This is a genomic window from Suilimivivens aceti (assembly GCF_025567405.1).
Taxonomy (GTDB): Bacteria; Bacillota; Clostridia; order Lachnospirales; family Lachnospiraceae; genus Suilimivivens; species Suilimivivens aceti.
On record NZ_JAOQKJ010000006.1, the window covers coordinates 137315 to 155504 of the forward strand.

At 45.8% G+C, this 18190-nt stretch carries 19 protein-coding genes; all 19 read left to right on the forward strand.

Going from position 1 to position 18190, the window contains the following annotated elements; translation table 11 throughout:
• Positions 1–3 precede the first annotated feature (3 nt).
• Positions 4–570: a phosphatase PAP2 family protein gene (locus OCV77_RS08610; protein WP_262574641.1), complete on the forward strand. Its 567-nt coding sequence runs from the start codon at positions 4–6 to the stop codon at positions 568–570.
• Positions 571–978, forward strand: coding sequence for an ATP-binding protein (locus OCV77_RS08615; RefSeq protein WP_262574642.1), 408 nt, complete (start codon positions 571–573; stop codon positions 976–978).
• Entirely contained in the window at positions 978–1466 is a 489-nt protein-coding gene (locus OCV77_RS08620) for a DNA-deoxyinosine glycosylase (RefSeq protein ID WP_262574643.1), read from the forward strand. Before OCV77_RS08615 ends, OCV77_RS08620 begins: the two co-directional genes overlap by 1 nt.
• Before the next feature lie 98 nt (positions 1467–1564).
• Positions 1565–2314 (forward strand): DUF6033 family protein, encoded by a 750-nt coding sequence (locus OCV77_RS08625; protein ID WP_262574644.1) that lies wholly within the window; start codon positions 1565–1567, stop codon positions 2312–2314.
• Between the two features lie 811 nt (positions 2315–3125).
• A complete protein-coding gene (gene pyrE / locus OCV77_RS08630) occupies positions 3126–3803 on the forward strand; it encodes an orotate phosphoribosyltransferase (protein ID WP_262574645.1) in 678 nt (225 codons plus the stop codon).
• A 27-nt stretch (positions 3804–3830) separates the two neighbouring features.
• Positions 3831–3983: a hypothetical protein gene (locus OCV77_RS08635; protein WP_262574646.1), complete on the forward strand. Its 153-nt coding sequence runs from the start codon at positions 3831–3833 to the stop codon at positions 3981–3983.
• 34 nt (positions 3984–4017) lie between these two features.
• Entirely contained in the window at positions 4018–4386 is a 369-nt protein-coding gene (locus tag OCV77_RS08640) for a DUF6142 family protein (RefSeq protein WP_262574647.1), read from the forward strand.
• Complete coding sequence (locus OCV77_RS08645; RefSeq protein ID WP_262574649.1) at positions 4386–6464, forward strand: aminopeptidase; 2079 nt, start codon at positions 4386–4388, stop codon at positions 6462–6464. The genes OCV77_RS08640 and OCV77_RS08645 overlap by 1 nt, the downstream gene beginning before the upstream one ends.
• An 84-nt stretch (positions 6465–6548) precedes the next feature.
• Positions 6549–7058: a 5-(carboxyamino)imidazole ribonucleotide mutase gene (gene purE / locus OCV77_RS08650; RefSeq protein WP_118798173.1), complete on the forward strand. Its 510-nt coding sequence runs from the start codon at positions 6549–6551 to the stop codon at positions 7056–7058.
• A gap of 33 nt (positions 7059–7091) precedes the next feature.
• Positions 7092–8117 (forward strand): phosphoribosylformylglycinamidine cyclo-ligase, encoded by a 1026-nt coding sequence (gene purM, locus OCV77_RS08655; RefSeq protein WP_118798174.1) that lies wholly within the window; start codon positions 7092–7094, stop codon positions 8115–8117.
• Complete coding sequence (purN, locus tag OCV77_RS08660; protein ID WP_262574652.1) at positions 8111–8737, forward strand: phosphoribosylglycinamide formyltransferase; 627 nt, start codon at positions 8111–8113, stop codon at positions 8735–8737. Before purM ends, purN begins: the two co-directional genes overlap by 7 nt.
• Before the next feature lie 233 nt (positions 8738–8970).
• A complete protein-coding gene (gene purD / locus OCV77_RS08665; protein ID WP_262574653.1) occupies positions 8971–10242 on the forward strand; it encodes a phosphoribosylamine--glycine ligase in 1272 nt (423 codons plus the stop codon).
• A 29-nt stretch (positions 10243–10271) separates the two neighbouring features.
• On the forward strand, positions 10272–10733 hold the full coding sequence (locus OCV77_RS08670; RefSeq protein ID WP_118798177.1) for a hypothetical protein: 462 nt from the start codon (positions 10272–10274) through the stop codon (positions 10731–10733).
• Positions 10734–10753: 20 nt separating this feature from the next.
• Positions 10754–12079 carry an SH3 domain-containing protein gene (locus OCV77_RS08675; RefSeq protein WP_262574756.1) on the forward strand — a complete coding sequence of 442 codons (1326 nt, stop codon included), beginning with the start codon at positions 10754–10756 and terminating at the stop codon, positions 12077–12079.
• A 150-nt stretch (positions 12080–12229) separates the two neighbouring features.
• Entirely contained in the window at positions 12230–12604 is a 375-nt protein-coding gene (locus OCV77_RS08680) for a GntR family transcriptional regulator (RefSeq protein WP_118798179.1), read from the forward strand.
• A 1-nt stretch (position 12605) separates the two neighbouring features.
• Positions 12606–15044 carry an ATP-dependent Clp protease ATP-binding subunit gene (locus OCV77_RS08685; RefSeq protein WP_262574654.1) on the forward strand — a complete coding sequence of 813 codons (2439 nt, stop codon included), beginning with the start codon at positions 12606–12608 and terminating at the stop codon, positions 15042–15044.
• Positions 15045–15106: 62 nt separating this feature from the next.
• Complete coding sequence (locus OCV77_RS08690) at positions 15107–15520, forward strand: endosialidase (protein ID WP_118798181.1); 414 nt, start codon at positions 15107–15109, stop codon at positions 15518–15520.
• A gap of 58 nt (positions 15521–15578) precedes the next feature.
• Positions 15579–16949, forward strand: a complete 1371-nt coding sequence (gene radA / locus OCV77_RS08695; protein WP_118798182.1) for a DNA repair protein RadA — start codon at positions 15579–15581, stop codon at positions 16947–16949.
• 128 nt (positions 16950–17077) lie between these two features.
• On the forward strand, positions 17078–18190 hold the full coding sequence (locus OCV77_RS08700) for an LCP family protein (RefSeq protein ID WP_262574656.1): 1113 nt from the start codon (positions 17078–17080) through the stop codon (positions 18188–18190).

An 18190-nucleotide genomic window follows, 5' to 3' on the forward strand; every position in this document is an offset into this window, starting at 1 on the left:
CGTATGACATATTTTGGATGGGAAATGGAACTTTTGCGCGTGATACAGGAGCTTCATACACAGCTTTTGACACCTGTGCTGATTTTCCTTTCATGGATTAATAATCATGGAGAATTCTGGATCCTGACAGGTCTGATCCTGACGATTATACCCAAAACGAGAAAGTGCGGAATTTCTGTATTACTGGCTATGCTCTTTGGAACACTGATCACAGATCTGACCTTAAAGGGAATCTGCGCGAGACCAAGACCTTATTATTATACGGAGTATATGGACGGGAATCATATCAGACTGCTGATAGAAATGAAGGAAAGGGAGCTGCTGCGTTCATTTCCTTCCGGCCATAGTGTGTGTAGCTTTGCAGCAGCGGTATCCATCCTTTTTTATTACAGGAAAGCGGGGATCGCAGCATTGATACTTGCCTTTTTGATTGCTTTTTCCAGGCTCTATCTGTTTGTACATTTTCCTACAGATGTACTTGCAGGAATCTGTATCGGAACATTGTGTGCGGTTTTTTCCTGTATGCTGACAGGAAGATTGTATGCAGGAAGGAAAGGAACAAAACAGTAGATGAAAGAATTAACAGTGGAGGCTATAGTTGAGCAGATAGAAACTGTGACGGAATTTGTCAATGCAGAGCTGGAAAAACTGGATTGCCCTATGAAGGCACGGATACAGCTTGATATTGCTATTGATGAAATAGTAAGTAATATTGCCTATTATGCCTATGGGGAAAAAACGGGAACGGTTACAGTAAGGATAGAGGCACTTCAGGAAGAAAATGGCGTACAGCTGATGTTTCTGGATAGCGGATTCCCCTATGACCCGCTGAAAAGGCAGGATCCGGATATTTCTGCAGAGATCGAAGAGCGGAAAGAGGGCGGACTTGGAATCTTTCTTGTCCGTAAAACAATGGATGACATGAAATATGAATATAAAGATGGTCAGAACTGTCTGACGATCAGAAAGAGTTTTTGATGGAATACCAGCACATACGACATGAATTTGATCCGGTATATGACCGGAACAGTGAAATATTGATCCTGGGAACGCTGCCCTCTGTGAAATCACGGGAGCAGCGCTTTTATTATGGGCACAAGCAGAACAGATTCTGGAAAGTGATAGCAACGCTTTATGGAGAAGCGGTTCCTGTTACCATAGAGGAAAAGAAGAAAATCCTGCTGAGACATCATATAGCTCTTTTTGATGTGATCGCTGAATGTGATATTGCAGGGTCAAGTGACAGCACGATCAGAAATGTTGTCCCAACGGATCTGTCTGTAATCCTGAAACAGGCACCGGTCAGGAAGATCTTTGCAAACGGAAATAAGGCCTATGACCTGTACATGAAATATTCGTATGAAAAAACAGGAATGGAGGCGGGCAGGCTTCCCTCTACCAGTCCGGCGAATGCAGCATATCAGATGGAAAGACTGCTTCAGAGCTGGAAAGTGATCCTGGGGTGATGGTTAAAGTCAGGGATATTTCTGACGATATACATAATAGAAACCTGGAAACGAGCCGGAACGGATTCTGGCGAAAGACAATCACGGAGGAGATCATAATGAGCAATACAGTATCAGGCTATGGAGCAGCTACAGAAGCTGCAGCAGCTGCAGCTGCTGCGGATTATACCAGTACAGCGGCGGAGAAAAAAGAGGTCAGTGGAAAGACCATTGGAAATCCAAAGCTCAGTGAAAAAGCAGCCAGGTATTATGAGCAGCTTAAGAAAAAGTTTTCTAACATGGATTTCATTCTTGTCAGTGAGGATCAGAAGGAGGCAGCTAAGGCACAGGCAGCAAGCTATGCCAATGCCAGTAGGATGGTTGTTCTGATCGATGAAGCCAAGATCGAGCGTATGGCAGAGGATGAAGCCTACAGAAAGCAGTATGAAGGCGTGATCAGCGGAGCAGGCAGTAAGCTGTTACAGATGAAGAGTTCCCTGACAGCTTTCGGTGCACAGGTTGGGGGCTATGGCATGCAGGTGAATGACGGTGGACTGACAAGCTTCTTTGCAGTGCTGAAGAAGTCTTCGGCAGATCAGAAGACAAGGATCGATAAGCAGAAGGAGAAAACAAAGTCAGAGAAGAAGGCTGCAGAAAAGAAAGCAGAAAAGAAGCAAAAGGAAGAAAAGCTGAAGGAAAGCAGAACAGATAAAGCATCAGGGGATGAGGAAGAAACAGTTATGATCTCGGCATCCAGTCTTGAAGAACTGCTGCAGAAGATCGATGATTATTCGCAGAATGAAAGAATGTATTCCATGCAGTCCGAGGAAGAGAAACAGATCGGACAGCATATTGATTTCAGAGGATAATGACAAAGGAATGGCTGGTGTGAATCATTTTTCGCCTTTTCCGTCTGCTACCCTGATCTGACTTGCAACAGCTATAGTAGATTTACCTCTTTTTTGTTTGAACATCTGTTCCCTTTATGTTATACTGTTATTGTGTAATTGAAAAGAAAGTAGGATGTGATTTTCCGATTATTAGATGCCCTCTAGTTTACAAAGGAGGGTGATGCCCTATGGACACGCTTGAAGTTTTAACCTTAGTGCTAGTAATTTTTGCGGCTCTGTCATATATAGACGATCATAATAAAAAGAAATAGCATCCCTACCCTGAGAAAGTAAGATGCTATTTCAATACATTTTATACTACTGAGGGCAAATCGGAATCACATCCGATTCACTTTCTAAGTAGATTATACAATGGGGTGCTTGAGAAATCAAGTACCCTTTTTAATTTAACTATCCTGTTTCTTTGCGTTCCTTGCCCTCTGCCTTTTCAGAAATTCTATTTGTGATGATCCATATTTTCCCTTTGAGATATCATAAGTACCCATTACATATAAATCATCTGGATATTTCAACGCTTCTTCATTTGTCTTTTTATCTTCATCATCCAGATTTCCCCAGCCCTTAATGAGCTTGAATGAGATGATTTGTTAGTTGAAAAAACAAGCATGAAATGATATACTGGACAAGTATATCTATGCTTGACTTTTTGGTTTGCTAAACAAATCAGAAAGGATTGATATACATGGGTAAATCATTAAATGGCAAAGAGCCAGGAAAGGGCATAAGCCAGCGTAAGGAAGATGGCTTAAAATAAGGAGAAAATAATAAGATGGAACAGTACAAGCAGGAATTCATTGAGTTTATGATAGACAGCCAGGTTTTGAAATTTGGCGACTTTACTTTGAAGAGCGGACGGAAATCCCCCTTTTTTATGAACGCAGGGGCTTATGTGACAGGTACCCAGCTTAGAAGGCTTGGTGAGTATTATGCGAAGGCGATCCATGACCACTATGGACTTGACTTTGACGTCCTCTTTGGACCTGCCTATAAGGGAATCCCGCTTTCCGTAGCAACAACTATGGCGATCAGTGAATTATATGGAAAGGATGTCCGCTACTGTTCCAACAGAAAGGAAGTCAAGGATCACGGTGACACTGGAATCCTTCTTGGCAGCAAGCTGAAGGACGGGGACAGAGTCGTTATCATCGAGGATGTGACAACCTCCGGCAAGTCTATTGAAGAGACCTTCCCGATCATTAAGGCACAGGCCGATGTGGAGATCAAGGGACTGATGGTATCCTTAAACCGTATGGAAAAGGGTCAGGGAGAAAAGAGTGCCCTCTGTGAGATCAAGGAGAAATACGGATTTGATGCCAACGCTATCGTAACGATGGCAGATGTGGTAGAATATCTCTATCAGAAGGAATACAAGGGAACTGTTTATATTGATGAGGAACGTAAGAAACAGATTGATGATTATTATGCTGTTTATGGAGCAAAGCAGTAAACTGATGTAGAAAGGCGAGGACTTAGTATGGAAGAAAAAACGTATAAGATTATGAGTGGCAGCGGAGCTACAAGTATTGCTGTTGGAGTAGTTACACTGGTAACCGGACTTGTCTGCGGCATCCTGATGATCGTAAGCGGAGCAAAGCTCCTTCTTGGAAAATCCAAAATATTATTTTAACAAGAGAGGGCATTCCTGATGGCAGGAATGCCTTTTGTCGCAGGACACCCATGGGGAACTGATGCTGCAGAAAGGAACACATATGGGATTTCGAGGTTACATTTTTACAAATAAAAAACACCCGGAAAAGGGGATCATGTCCTTTATCCTTGGGATCCTTTCCCTTGGAACCTATATCATGGCAGTTTATCTGTCCTATCAGGGAAAAGGGGTATCATCGGCAAGATATGGGGCGGCTGGTGTTCTGGCCAGTGTTTTCATGACAGTCGGACTGATCCTTGGGATCATGTCCTTACGTGAAAAGGAAACCTTTAAACTGTTTCCGGTACTTGGCATGATTGTCAATGTACTTGCCTTTTTTGCGTTGAGTTTAATTCTATATGCAGGAGCGTATGTGAGTTGATGGAAGAGAGATTTTTGCTGGCGAAGACCAGAATTTATGAAATTGCAGAAGGAAAAGATATGTCGGCAGATATGCCGGAGGCATTTGCAGATTATTTTCGGAAGGTGGCAGAGTTTCTGAAGCTGGTACTGGAGCATGAGAACTTTGTGGAAGAGGGAGGCCTGCAAAAGGCAGAGCTTTCCGAACTGCAGAGAAGAAATCACAGTCTGTATGAGGATATCCTGCCGGCACATTATGAGGAAAGCTATGGAAATCCAGCATACTGTGTGAAGAGACTGGGAGAAGAGTATGGCAGGCTGCTTTCCTTTTTGTATGCGGAGATGCGAAGTCTGATCCCCTTCTGCCATGAACGGCAGGAGGAAGAAATCCTGATCAGGCTGGAGCTTTTTTTGCAGGTATACAGTGCTTTTGAGGGAAGCCTGCTGGAGGAAGAGAAGCTTCCATCCTACGAGTCTGTCCGGGAGGATATTTACTATTTCGTCAGTGATTATACCAGAGATTCCTTCAGGAAAAAGTTAGAGGGCATGTTCCTTCCGGAACAGGATTTTGCTTGGAAAATACTACGGGAAAACAGCCTTGATACACCGGCATACCTGTACGCTTTTGGAGAATATATTACAGAAAATGAGTTAAGGACATGGGAGCATCTGAAGGAGCTGCCGCAGGAAACAATAGATCTGATGGCAGATACCTATACAGAGGGGTACCGGATCGGTTTCCTGATGGGAAACAAGGATATCGGTAAGAAAAAAATCGTAAATATCAGATACACGCTTGGCTTTGAAAGAATGATCCTGAAGGCTATCAGGAATTTTGAGGCCATGGGACTTGAGCCTGTGATCTACAGGGCACCGGCAAGTCTTCTGATGGGGAAGAGCCTGAACCGGAATGGCTATTTTGGGGCGATCCCCAATAAGCAGTATGATTTTGATCATAAGGATGATATCGGGCTGTTTCTGGACAAGCGTCTTGTACAGATCAGACTGGAGGCATGGCAGGAATGCTTTGAAGAGTTTAAGGAGCAGGCCGGTTATTTTGGAGGACCTGCAGTGGTAGAGGTTTTCGGGGAAGCACCGGAGGATCTGAAAGAAAAGGAAGAAGCGGTACACTTATCAGAAAGCCAGCAGAAGCTTACTGTAGAGTATATGACACAGGCCGGTGAAATTCAGAACCGTTATATTAAGGGAGAAGAAAGAAGCTTTACCATCATTGCTTTCCCGACACCGGAGATCGGTGAGAACTATCCGGAGATCTTCGATGAGGTGATCCGGATCAATACCCTGAATTATCAGAAATATCAGAAGATCCAGCAGAAGATCATAGATACCCTTGACCTTGGAAAATATGTGATCGTAAAGGGCAGAGGAGAGAACAGGACAGGCATGAAGATCATGCTGCACCATCTGACAGATACAGCACATCAGACGAACTTTGAAAACTGTGTGGCAGATGTGAATATTCCGGTTGGGGAGGTATTTACTTCTCCTGTACTGACCGGTACTGAAGGAATACTTCATGTGACGAGAGTCTTTTTAAACGGACTGGAATTCAGGGATCTTTCCCTGCAGTTTGAAGATGGAAAGGTAAAGGATTATACCTGCAGCAATTTTGAGGAAGAAGAAAAGAACAGGAAATATATCCGGGACAATATTCTGTTCCATCATGATATGCTGCCAATCGGAGAATTTGCTATTGGCACCAATACCACAGCTTATGTGGTGGCCAGAAAGTATCAGATCGAAGATAAGCTGCCGATTTTGATCGCAGAAAAGACAGGACCGCATTTTGCAGTGGGAGATACCTGCTATTCCCATGCGGAGGATGTTGCTGTTTATAACCCGGACGGAAAAGAGATCATTGCCAGAGATAACGAGTGCTCGCTCCTTCGGAGGACGGAGCCGGAGAAAGCCTATTTTAACTGCCATACGGATATCACGATCCCTTTTGATGAACTGGGAGAGATCAGTGTGGTGACGGAAGAGGAACAGGTGATCACAGTGATCGAAGATGGAATGTTCGTGCTGCCCGGCTGTAAAGAATTGAATGAGCCATTACTTGTTTCCCTTAAGAAACAATAAATTGTTATATTTGGAGTTGCAATCAAGAAGTTGGATATAGTATGATGTAAATGTTCGGGACTACGCAAACAGGAGGAGAGAATTATGCCAAAGGTAGGAATCGTCATGGGCAGTGACTCAGATCTCAAGGTGATGAGCGGTGCTGCAGCGATGCTGAAGGAACTGGGAATTGATTATGAGATGAGAATTATTTCCGCACACAGAGAGCCGGATCTTCTGATCGAATGGACCAGATCGGCGAAGGAGCGCGGATTAAAGGTGATCATTGCAGGAGCAGGAATGGCAGCAGCACTGCCTGGAATGTGCGCAGCACTCTTTTCCCTGCCTGTTATAGGGGTTCCTCTTTCCGGGAAGAAGCTGGATGGCATGGATGCAGTGTTCTCCATTATGCAGATGCCGCCCGGAGTTCCTGTTGCAACAGTTGCTATTGACGGGGCAAAGAATGCAGCAATCCTTGCAGCAAAGATGCTGGCAACCGGCGATGACGAGCTGCTGGCAAGGCTGGAAGCTTACACGGAGAATCTGAAGGAGCAGGTAGAGGCAAAGGATCAAAAGCTGCAGCAGATTGGATATGAGAATTACCTGAATCAGTAAGAATACGATAAGCAAAGAGAAAAGGAGAAAGAAATGGACTATAAGACGGCCGGTGTGGATATTGAAGCAGGTTATGAATCTGTGGAGTTAATGAAGAAGTATGTGAAAGAGACTATGAGACCAGAGGTTCTTGGTGGGATCGGTGGTTTCTCAGGAGCATTTTCCTTAAAGAACATTAAGGACATGGAGGATCCGGTGCTGCTGTCCGGAACAGACGGCTGTGGGACGAAGGTGAAGCTGGCATTTCTGATGGATAAGCATGATACGATCGGTATTGATGCGGTAGCCATGTGTGTCAATGATGTAGCCTGTGCCGGTGGAGAGTCTTTATTTTTCCTTGATTATATTGCCTGTGGCAAGAACTATCCGGAGAAGATCGCAACGATCGTAAAGGGTGTTGCAGAGGGCTGTAAGCAGGCAGGGGCAGCCCTTGTCGGAGGAGAGACAGCAGAGCACCCAGGACTGATGCCGGAGGATGAATATGATCTTGCAGGCTTTGCAGTTGGCGTGGTGGACAGAAAGGATCTGATCACCGGAGAACATATCAAGGATGGCGATATGCTGGTCGGTATTGCTTCCTCAGGCGTTCACAGCAATGGATTTTCCCTGGTACGTAAGGTGTTCGAGATGACGAAGGAATCTCTTGATACTTATTATGTTGAACTTGGAACAACACTTGGCGAGGCACTGATCGCTCCGACCAAGATTTATGTAAAGACATTACAGGCCATTAAGAAAGCTGGTGTGACCGTTAAGGGCTGCAGTCATATTACCGGCGGCGGTTTTTATGAAAATATTCCCCGTATGCTTCCGGAAGGGGTGCGTGCAGTGGTAGAGAAGGACAGCTATCCGGTTCTTCCTATCTTTAAACTGCTGCAGAAAACAGGAAACATTGCAGAGAAAATGATGTATAATACATTTAATATGGGACTTGGCATGGTACTTGCCATTGATCCGGCAGATAAGGATAAGGTTCTTTCCGCTATTGAAGCAGCTGGTGAAAAGGGCTATGTGGTAGGAAAGGTCATTGCCGGTGAGAAGGGTGTAGATTTATGCTGAGAGTAGGAATCCTTGCCGCAGGCGGTGGTACCAATCTGCAGGCTATCATTGATGCAGTGGAGAGCGGGAAGATCACTGATGTGGAGCTTTCCTTTGTACTGAGCAACAAGCCTGGTGTCAGGGCACTGGAGCGTGCAAGGGCGCATGGGATCAAGGATATTGTTGTAGACATGAAGTCCTTTGCAGACAGGGAAGACTTTAATCAGAAGCTGAGCGAAACGATTGATGCGGAGAACCCGGATCTGATCGTACTGGCAGGCATGATGATCATGATGCCTGCAGAGCTTGTAAGGAAATATCATAACAGGATCATCAATGTACATCCAGCACTGATCCCGGCCTTCTGTGGAAAGGGATTTTATGGACTGAAGCCTCACGAGGCAGTGCTTAAGAGCGGTGTCAAGGTGACAGGTGCTACGGTTCATTTTGTGGATGAGGTTTATGACCATGGTGCCATCATCATGCAGAAGGCTGTGTATGTACAGAACGGTGATACACCGGAGGTACTGCAGCACAGGGTAATGGAAGAGGCAGAGTGGCAGATCCTTCCAAGGACAATTGATCTGATCGCACATGGCAGGGTGACCGTAAAAGACGGAATTGCCATTGTAGAAGAATAAAATGATGTCGGGGTCAAAAGCCCCCGACTTTGATACCTACGGATTGCTTCGTGCTACGCACTTCCACAATCCTACCCAATATTCGCATATCGTGGGATTATCATCCCACTTTTATGCTCATATCGGGGCGGGTCCTAAGGTCTTTCACCCACTTATGAGCAAGCTCATGTGGGTTTAGACCTTTTGACCCTGGTATCATAGAATACGATTACATAGATTTCATGGAGGCGGATATGAAGGTTTTGATCGTTGGCGGCGGTGGCAGAGAACATGCGATCGCATACAGTGTTTCCAAAAGCAGAAAAGTAAGCAAGATCTATTGTGCACCGGGCAATGCCGGTATCGGCATGATCGCTGAGTGTGTTCCTATTGGAGCCATGGAGTTTGATAAGATTGCAGCATTTGCAAAAGAGAAAGAGATTGATCTGACGATCGTGGCAATGGATGATCCGCTGGTAGGCGGTCTGGTAGACAGACTGGAGGAAGCAGGTCTTCGGGCTTTCGGACCCAGGAAAAATGCGGCGATCCTGGAAGGAAGCAAGGCATTTTCCAAGGATCTTATGAAAAAGTACAATATTCCTACAGCAGCGTATGAGAATTTTGATGATCCGAAGGCAGCACTTGCCTATCTGGAAACAGCAGACTTTCCCATTGTCCTGAAAGCAGACGGACTGGCTCTTGGAAAGGGAGTTCTGATCTGCCAGGATCTTGACGAGGCGAAGACCGGCGTTAAGGAGATCATGGAGGATAAGAAGTTTGGAAGTGCCGGAAACAGACTTGTCATTGAAGAATTTATGACAGGCCGTGAGGTGTCGGTGCTTTCCTTTGTGGATGGAAAGAATATCCGGATCATGACAAGTGCACAGGATCACAAGAGAGCAGGAGACGGAGATACCGGATTAAATACCGGTGGCATGGGAACCTTTTCTCCCAGTCCCTTTTATACAGAAGAAGTGGACAGCTTCTGCCGTAAATATATTTATCAGCCTACTGTGGATGCCATGCTGGCTGAGGGCAGAGAGTTTAAGGGAGTGATCTTTTTTGGACTGATGCTGACGGAGAAGGGACCAAGGGTTCTGGAATATAATGCCAGATTTGGTGATCCGGAGGCACAGGTAGTGCTTCCCAGAATGAAAAATGATATCATAGAAGTGATGGAGGCCTGCATTGATGGCACATTGGATCAGATTGACCTGGAGTTTGAGGACAATGCAGCAGTCTGTGTGGTACTTGCATCTGATGGATATCCGGTCAAATATGAAAAAGGATTTGTGATCCAGGGTCTTGAGAAATTCGAAGGACAGGATTCTTATTTCTGCTTCCACGCAGGAACAGCCAAAACAGAAAAAGGGATTGTGACAAACGGAGGACGAGTCCTTGGTGTAACAGCAAAAGGGGATGACCTGAAGGAAGCCAGAAAAAATGCATATGCTGCGACGGAATGGATTACTTTTGAAAACAAATATATGCGTCATGATATTGGAAAGGCAATTGATGAAGCCTGAGCATGTGGGAATGGAGAAGGTGACGTAAGATGGATATGAGACGTGCGATATTCAGCATGGGTGAGCTGCACAGGCCGTCCTACTGTGAAAAATGTGGTGGGGTTCTTGTTTACAAGGGACTTGGTGAATATGAATGTGAAGAATGTGGACATCAGGAATATGACGATTATGGAAAGGTACGTAATTATCTGGATGAGCATAAGGGAGCAAATGTAGCTGAGATATCAGATGCCACAGGTGTAACTCATAAGTCCATACGTGATATGATCAAGGATAACCGGTTTGAGATCATTAATAATGCCGGTGGTTATATACGATGTGAAATGTGCGGTGCTAATATCAGCAGCGGCAGATTATGCAGTAAATGTGAACAGCTGTATCACAGGCAGCTTGAGGAAGAAGCCCGCAGGATGAGAAAATCCGGTATTCAGGGAGGTAGTGAAGGCTTCCGTGAAGAAACCGGAGAGAGGCGCTTTATAAGAGAAAGATAAGGAGAAAAGAAGTGAAGGCAATGAAAGCTTTATTTCAGAAAGAAACCTGGATCAGAGGAATGCTTGGTGTGGCAGCTTTTATTATGGTTGTGTCACTGCAGACATTTACCAGTCTGGCAGCTTCGGGAAAGGTAGTGGCGGAAACTGCAAAGATCCGTTCTGAAGCAAGCACAAGCAGCTCAGTGGTAGGGAGCACAGTCAAGGGAAAGACGATCGATATTGTAGGAGCTGTAAAGGATTCTTCGGGAACCGTGTGGTATAAGGTGCCGAATGGTAATAACACCTATGGTTATATCCGTTCCGATCTGGTAGAGACATCAGATGATATTAAGGTAGAGGCAGCACCTGCGGCAACAACAGCAGCTGCCACAGAAAAGCCGGCAGATACCGTACCTACATCTATTGGTGAACAGGCGGCTACGGTTGCGGTTGAAAGTGCAAAGATACGTTCCGGTGCATCCACTTCGCATGATCCGGTAGCATCCCTTTCCAAAGGGGAAAGCATTACCCTGATTGGAGAAGCAACAGACAGCGCCGGAAAGAAATGGTATCAGATCCGTTTTACCAAGAATGGTTCCTCCAAGGAAGGCTATATCCGTTCTGACCTGATCACCATGGGAGCTTCTTCTGATGGAGCAGCAAATACAGATGGTTCACAGACAGATGGAACTGATACAGCAGATGCAGACGGATCTGAAGAAGCTTCTGCAGATGGAGAAAACACAGAAATACCGGAAGAAACAGATACTGAAGAATCCCAGGAAGAAACCCCGGCAGAACCGGAACACAATGATTATGAAGTAGTATACAATGATGAAACCTACTGGCTTTATGATAATGTAAATGGCACCATGATGTCAGTAACGAACCTTCTTGACGTAGTAAATCAGACAGGAGCTGACAATGAAGCACTGCAGAAGCAGGTAACTACAGAAAAGATTATTATCATTGTTATGGCAGTGATCATGGTGATACTGATCGCAGCAGTGACTATTCTGATCTTTAAGCTGAAGGACGCCTACTATTACGAGGATTATGAGGATGAAGAGGATGAGCTCCAGGAAGAAGAGCCGGAGCCACCTGTCAGGAAGAAGAAAAAACAGAGCCGTGATCTGGATTATGAAGAAGAACCGGTTCCAGTAAAGAGGAAACGGACAAGGGAAAGAGAAGATTTTTATGAAGAAGAGGAAAGACCTGTCCGGAAAAAAACAAGACAGGAAGCAGATCTGACAGCGGCAGAGGAAAAGCGGCCTGTGAAAAAAACGTCAAGAAAGGCACAGAATTTTCTCGTAGATGATGATGAATTTGAATTTGAATTCCTGAATATGGATGACAAAGATCTGTAAATAAACTACGAAAGAGAAACGGGAGGAATAGCGGTGCTATTCCTCCCTGTTGTTACCGTGTGCCTCGCGGCGCACGTTGCTAAAGCGGAGCTGCCAGTGACAGATCCAGCAGAGAAGATTCAGGGGTAACTCATAAAGACAGGATAAGCGATGATTATAGAAATTGATTTTAACAGTACAGAAGCAATTTATATCCAGCTTCGGAATCAGATCGTATATGGGATCGCTACAGCCAGATTTAAAGAGGGGGATTCTCTTCCCTCTGTGCGGGCGCTTGCAGAAGAGATCGGCATTAACATGCATACGGTAAATAAGGCATATACTGTGCTGCGTCAGGAGGGCTTTGTCCAGATGGACAGAAGAAGAGGCGCAGTGATCGCAGTCAACGCAGATAAGCTGATGGCACTTGAGGAGATTGATACAGAACTGCATAAGCTTCTTGCCAAGGCAAGCTGCAGGGGCATCAGCAGAGATGAGATCCATGCCATGATCGACGATATCTATGAGGAATATGGAGGAATTTAAGATGCGTTCGAATTATACAGAAAAGGCGCAGAAAGCGCTGAAGCTGGCAGAAAAAACAGCTGCCAGGATCCATTCGGGCTATGTGGGGACGGAGCATATTCTGGCAGGACTATTAAAGGAAGGAACCGGTGTGGCGGCAAGGGTTCTGACCGAAAACGGGGTAGAGGAAGAGCAGCTTCTTACCATGATCAAAGAACTGATCAGTCCGGATGCAGCTGTTGTTACAAAGGACAGAGAACAATATTCGCCAAAGGCAGAGGCCATTTTACAGGAGGCTGACAGACAGGCAGACCGTTTCCGAGCAGATAAGACAGGAACTGAGCATATCCTGCTGTCACTGCTCAAAGAGAGTGAATGTGTGGCAACAAGACTTCTCCGGACTATGGGTGCAGCCATACAGAAGCTGTATATTGATACACTGGCAGCAATGGGTGAGGATCCTGCATTATATAAAGAGGATCTGGCGATGAAACAGAAGAACAAAAAAAGTGCTGCTACACTGGAGCAGTATAGCAGGGATCTGACTGCCCTGGCGAGAGATGGCAGGCTGGATCCTGTGATCGGAAGAGAACAGGAGATCCAGCGTGTGATCGAGATCCTGAGCAGAAGAAGCAAGAATAACCCCTGTCTGATCGGAGAACCCGGTGTCGGCAAGACAGCAGTGGTAGAAGGACTGGCACAGCGTATTGTGGCCGGGGAAGTACCTTTTACTGTGCAGAACAAGCGGCTTCTTACCATGGATCTTTCAGGAATGGTAGCCGGCTCCAAGTATCGTGGTGAGTTTGAAGAAAGGCTGAAAAGAGTGATCCATGAAGTGCAGGAGGAAGGAAATATTATCCTGTTTCTGGATGAGATGCATACTATTATCGGTGCGGGTGGTGCAGAGGGAGCCATTGATGCTTCCAATATCTTAAAGCCTTCACTGGCAAGAGGGGAATTGCAGCTGATCGGGGCAACTACAGTGGCGGAGTATCATAAATACGTGGAAAAGGATGCGGCACTTGAGAGAAGATTTCAGTCTGTCATGGTAGAGGAGCCTACTGTGCAGGAGGCAGAGCGGATCCTCAAGGGGATCGTCCACAAATATGAGGAGCATCACAAGGTGGTGATCACAGAAGAGGCGGTCAGAGCAGCGGTAGAGCTTTCAGAGAGATATATCAATGACAGAAATCTGCCGGATAAAGCGATTGATCTGATCGATGAGGCTTCAGCAGCAGTCAGGCTGAAGGCAACCCACGTTCCTGAAAAGCTGAAGAAAATGCAGGAGGAGCTTGCAGCATATGACAGAAAAGTGGAAGGCTTCCTGAAGAAAAGAGAGTTTGATCAGGCAGGAATATGCAGGGCAGAGCAGGAAAAGCTGATCCACAAATATGAGAAGGCCTGTGAGGCAAACAGGAAGAAACAGGAAAAGGATGAGCTTAAGGTAACAGAGAATGATATAGCTGAAGTTGTGGCGGCATGGACGAAGATCCCGGTGAAAAAACTGACAGAAACGGAGAGCGAAAGGCTGATGAAGCTGGAAAGCATCCTGCACAAGCGTGTGATCGGACAGGATGCAGCAGTCAGCGCCGTATCAAAAGCAATACGGAGGGGACGGGTCGGCCTGCAGGATCCGGAAAAACCGATCGGATCCTTCCTGTTCCTTGGTCCTACAGGTGTAGGAAAAACAGAACTCAGCAAGGCACTGGCAGAGGCTATGTTTGGATCGGAAAATGCCCTGATCCGTGTGGATATGTCAGAGTATATGGAAGGTCACTCTGTATCCAAGATGATAGGATCGCCCCCTGGATATGTGGGATTTGAAGAGGGAGGACAGCTCAGTGAGAAGATACGCAAAAATCCCTATTCAGTTGTATTGTTTGATGAGATCGAAAAGGCACATCCGGATGTATTTAATGTGCTTCTCCAGGTGCTCGATGATGGACATATCACCGATTCCAAGGGAAGGAAGGTCAGCTTTAAGAATACGGTTCTGATCATGACTTCAAATGCCGGGGCACAGCGCATCATTGCGCCAAAGAATCTGGGCTTTGGAGTGGCAGAAACTGAAAAACAGAACTATGACCGGATGAAGGAAGGGGTCATGGAGGAAGTCAGAAGACTGTTTAAACCGGAGTTTATCAACAGGATTGATGAGATCATGGTATTCCATCCGCTGACCAGAGTGGATATGGAAAAGATAACCACACTGCTGTTTCATGAGCTTTCTGCGAGATGCGAGAAGCAGCTTTCCATTCATCTGAGCGCATCAAGAGCGCTGAAGGAGCATCTGGTAGAGAAATATGCAGACTACAAGATGGGAGCAAGGCCGTTAAAGCGTGCCGTGCAGCAGGTAGTGGAGGATGCACTTGCAGAGGAGCTTCTTTCAGGAAGGATCAAGGCCGGGGATACGGTATCTGCAGGTTATCGAAAAGGAAAAGTTGTTTTTGACGTTAAGTAAAAAATAGATTATACTAATGCTATCAACAATTAATACAAATGCATACAATGGAGGAAATAAGGATGGCTGTTGTGAAAGAGCTGATCCGGACAGAAGCGGATGGCAGCATAAGCTTTGGAAATCACAGGCTTGAAACCAAGCAGAAGGTTGAGGATTTTGAGCATGATGGTGATCAGTACAAGGTTAAGACATTTAAGACAATGACTAAGCTGGAAAGAAATGGTTTATTTGTATATGAGTCCGTACCGGGAACCAGTGTATTAAATTTCAGAGAAACCGAAAAAGGTGTCAGCTTCCTGGTGGAAGGAGACGAGGATGCACAGATCACAGTAGGTCTGATGGAAGATACCGAGTATGTAGTCTATGTGGACGATCAGAGTATTGGCGGTATGAAGACCAATCTGGGCGGCAAGCTGAATCTCAGTGTGGAGCTTGCAGGAGCAGGAGAAGTTAAGGTTGACATTGTAGCAAGATAAAGTAAAAGCCTTCTGGCCTACCGGTCAGGAGGTTTTTTTCAGAAAGGGAACAGGAAGCATGGCAAAAGCAAAAGGTACAGTTTTTTTCTGTCAGAACTGTGGATATGAGTCAGCAAAGTGGATGGGGCAGTGCCCGGGGTGCCGGGAGTGGAACACCTTTGTAGAAGAGACTGTGGTGACAGGAACTGGTAAGGGCAGTGGCAGAAAGACGGGAAATCCACATACAGCGGCAGAGCCGGAGACACTTTCGGATATTTCACTGTCGGAGGAAGAGAGGACAAGCTGTGGAATTCGGGAGCTTGACAGAGTTCTTGGCGGCGGTATCGTGGAGGGATCTCTGATCCTGGTAGGCGGTGATCCCGGAATCGGAAAGTCCACATTGCTTTTGCAGGTCTGCCAGAGGCTGGCAGCAGCAGGGAAAGAAGTGCTGTATGTATCCGGGGAGGAATCCCTGCGGCAGATCAAACTCAGGGCAGCGAGACTTGGCGAATTTACAGATCATCTGAAGCTGCTTTGTGAGACAGATCTGGATACTATTGAAGATGTCATTCAGAAAAAACGCCCACAGATCGTTATCATCGATTCTATACAGACCATGTCCATTGCTGAGGTATCTGCCGCACCGGGAAGTGTTTCCCAGGTAAGGGAGGCCACCGGTATCCTGCTGAAGCTGGCAAAGGGACTGAATATTTCTATTTTTATCGTAGGACATGTAACCAAGGAAGGAACCGTAGCAGGACCAAGGGTGCTTGAGCATATGGTGGATACTGTTCTTTATTTTGAAGGTGACAGACATGCCGCCTACCGGATCCTGCGTGGAGTAAAGAACCGGTTTGGCTCGACTAATGAGATCGGTGTGTTTGAGATGGAATCGGATGGACTTAAGGAGGTTACGAATCCGTCAAGGATGATGCTCAGCGGAAGACCGGAGGACGCCAGCGGGTCGGTTGTAACCTGTGCCATGGAGGGAACAAGACCGATCCTGATAGAGATCCAGGCACTTGTCTGCCACAGTAATTTTGGTATCCCGAGACGGCAGACCACAGGGACAGATTTTAACAGAGTGAATCTGCTGATGGCAGTGCTGGAAAAACGGCTTGGCCTGCAGCTTGGTAGCTGCGATGCCTATGTCAATATTGCCGGGGGAATCAAGATCATGGAACCGTCAATTGATCTTGGGATCGCCATGGCTGTGGTTTCCAGCTTTAAAAACCGGGCAGTGGATGGCAGCATCATAGCTATGGGAGAAATCGGACTGAGCGGTGAAGTACGGGCTGTCAGTATGATCAAGGTACGTGTACAGGAAGCGAAAAAGCTGGGATTTACCTGCTGTATTGTACCTGGGGTATGCCGGGAAAGCCTGAAAGATATAGAGGGGATCAAAATTATTTATGTGGACAGTGTGAGTGAGGCTATGGATCTGATCTGAGGTAATTATTACAGCTTTGTAACATTTTTTTAAGAAAATATTCTTTTCTATTCAAATTTACGGATTCCTGTGATAAAATAGTAAGGTATGTTTGTCGAAAATTACGACAATTCACAAAGGAGCAGGGAATGGATAAGAAAAAATGGATAAAACATATACCGCTTTTTATATTGGAACTGGTAGTTCTGATCGCAGCAGCGGGTGCTTTATATGTAATTCTCCGTACGACAGGAGAAAATGGTGTAAAGAAGGACAGGATCGATACAGAACATATTGCTGTCAATGAGGAAGTAAAGGAGAAAATACAGGAAGAGGAAAACGGAGAAGGCGAAGAGACGAAGACATATACAGGAGTTTATAATATTGCTTTTTTTGGAGTAGATGCCAGAGATGAGAACTTCGGAAAAGGAAATAACAGAAGTGATACCATTATGCTCTGTTCTATCGATATGGACAAACATGATGTGCGTCTGATCTCTATCTACAGAGATACCTATCTGAATCTTGGCAATGATACCTACAATAAATGCAATGCTGCCTATGCCAAGGGGGGACCGGAAATGGCTCTTGGCATGATCAATATGAATACCGATCTCTATGTGACAGATTACATAACCGTTGGTTTTGAAGGACTGATGGAGGCAGTGGATGCTCTTGGCGGTGTGGAGATCGATGTGAAGGAAAATGAGATCAGCCATCTGAACAATTATCAGATCAGCATGGCGGGAACGAGTGAAGACCAGAAAACCTTTACAGCGACAGCAGGTGTTGATTATGAACCGGTTACAGAACCGGGATTGCAGACACTGAATGGACTGCAGGCAACGGCATACTGCAGGATCCGTTATGTGGGTGATGATTTTGAACGTACCAAAAGACAGAGGGATGTGTTGATCGCCATGATGGAGAAGGCAAAGGGTGCCTCTGTGGGAACGCTTATGAGTGCCATGAATGCAGTGCTGCCTCATGTTGTTACCTCGATCGATGTGGAGGATATTGCTGCTGTCCTGAGCAAAGTAGGAGATTACAAGGTGACTGTCAGTGATGGATTTCCTTTTGCGGGAATGCGGGCAGGAGCATCCCTTCCTGTAGGAGCCTGTGTGGTGCCCATGTCTCTTGCAGATAACGTGGTCAGGCTTCATGAAATACTGTATGCGGAAGAGAATTATGAACCATCTGCAGAACTGAAGAGCTTCAGCGCCCAGATTGAAGCTGACACGAAAGACAGATTACAGAATTAG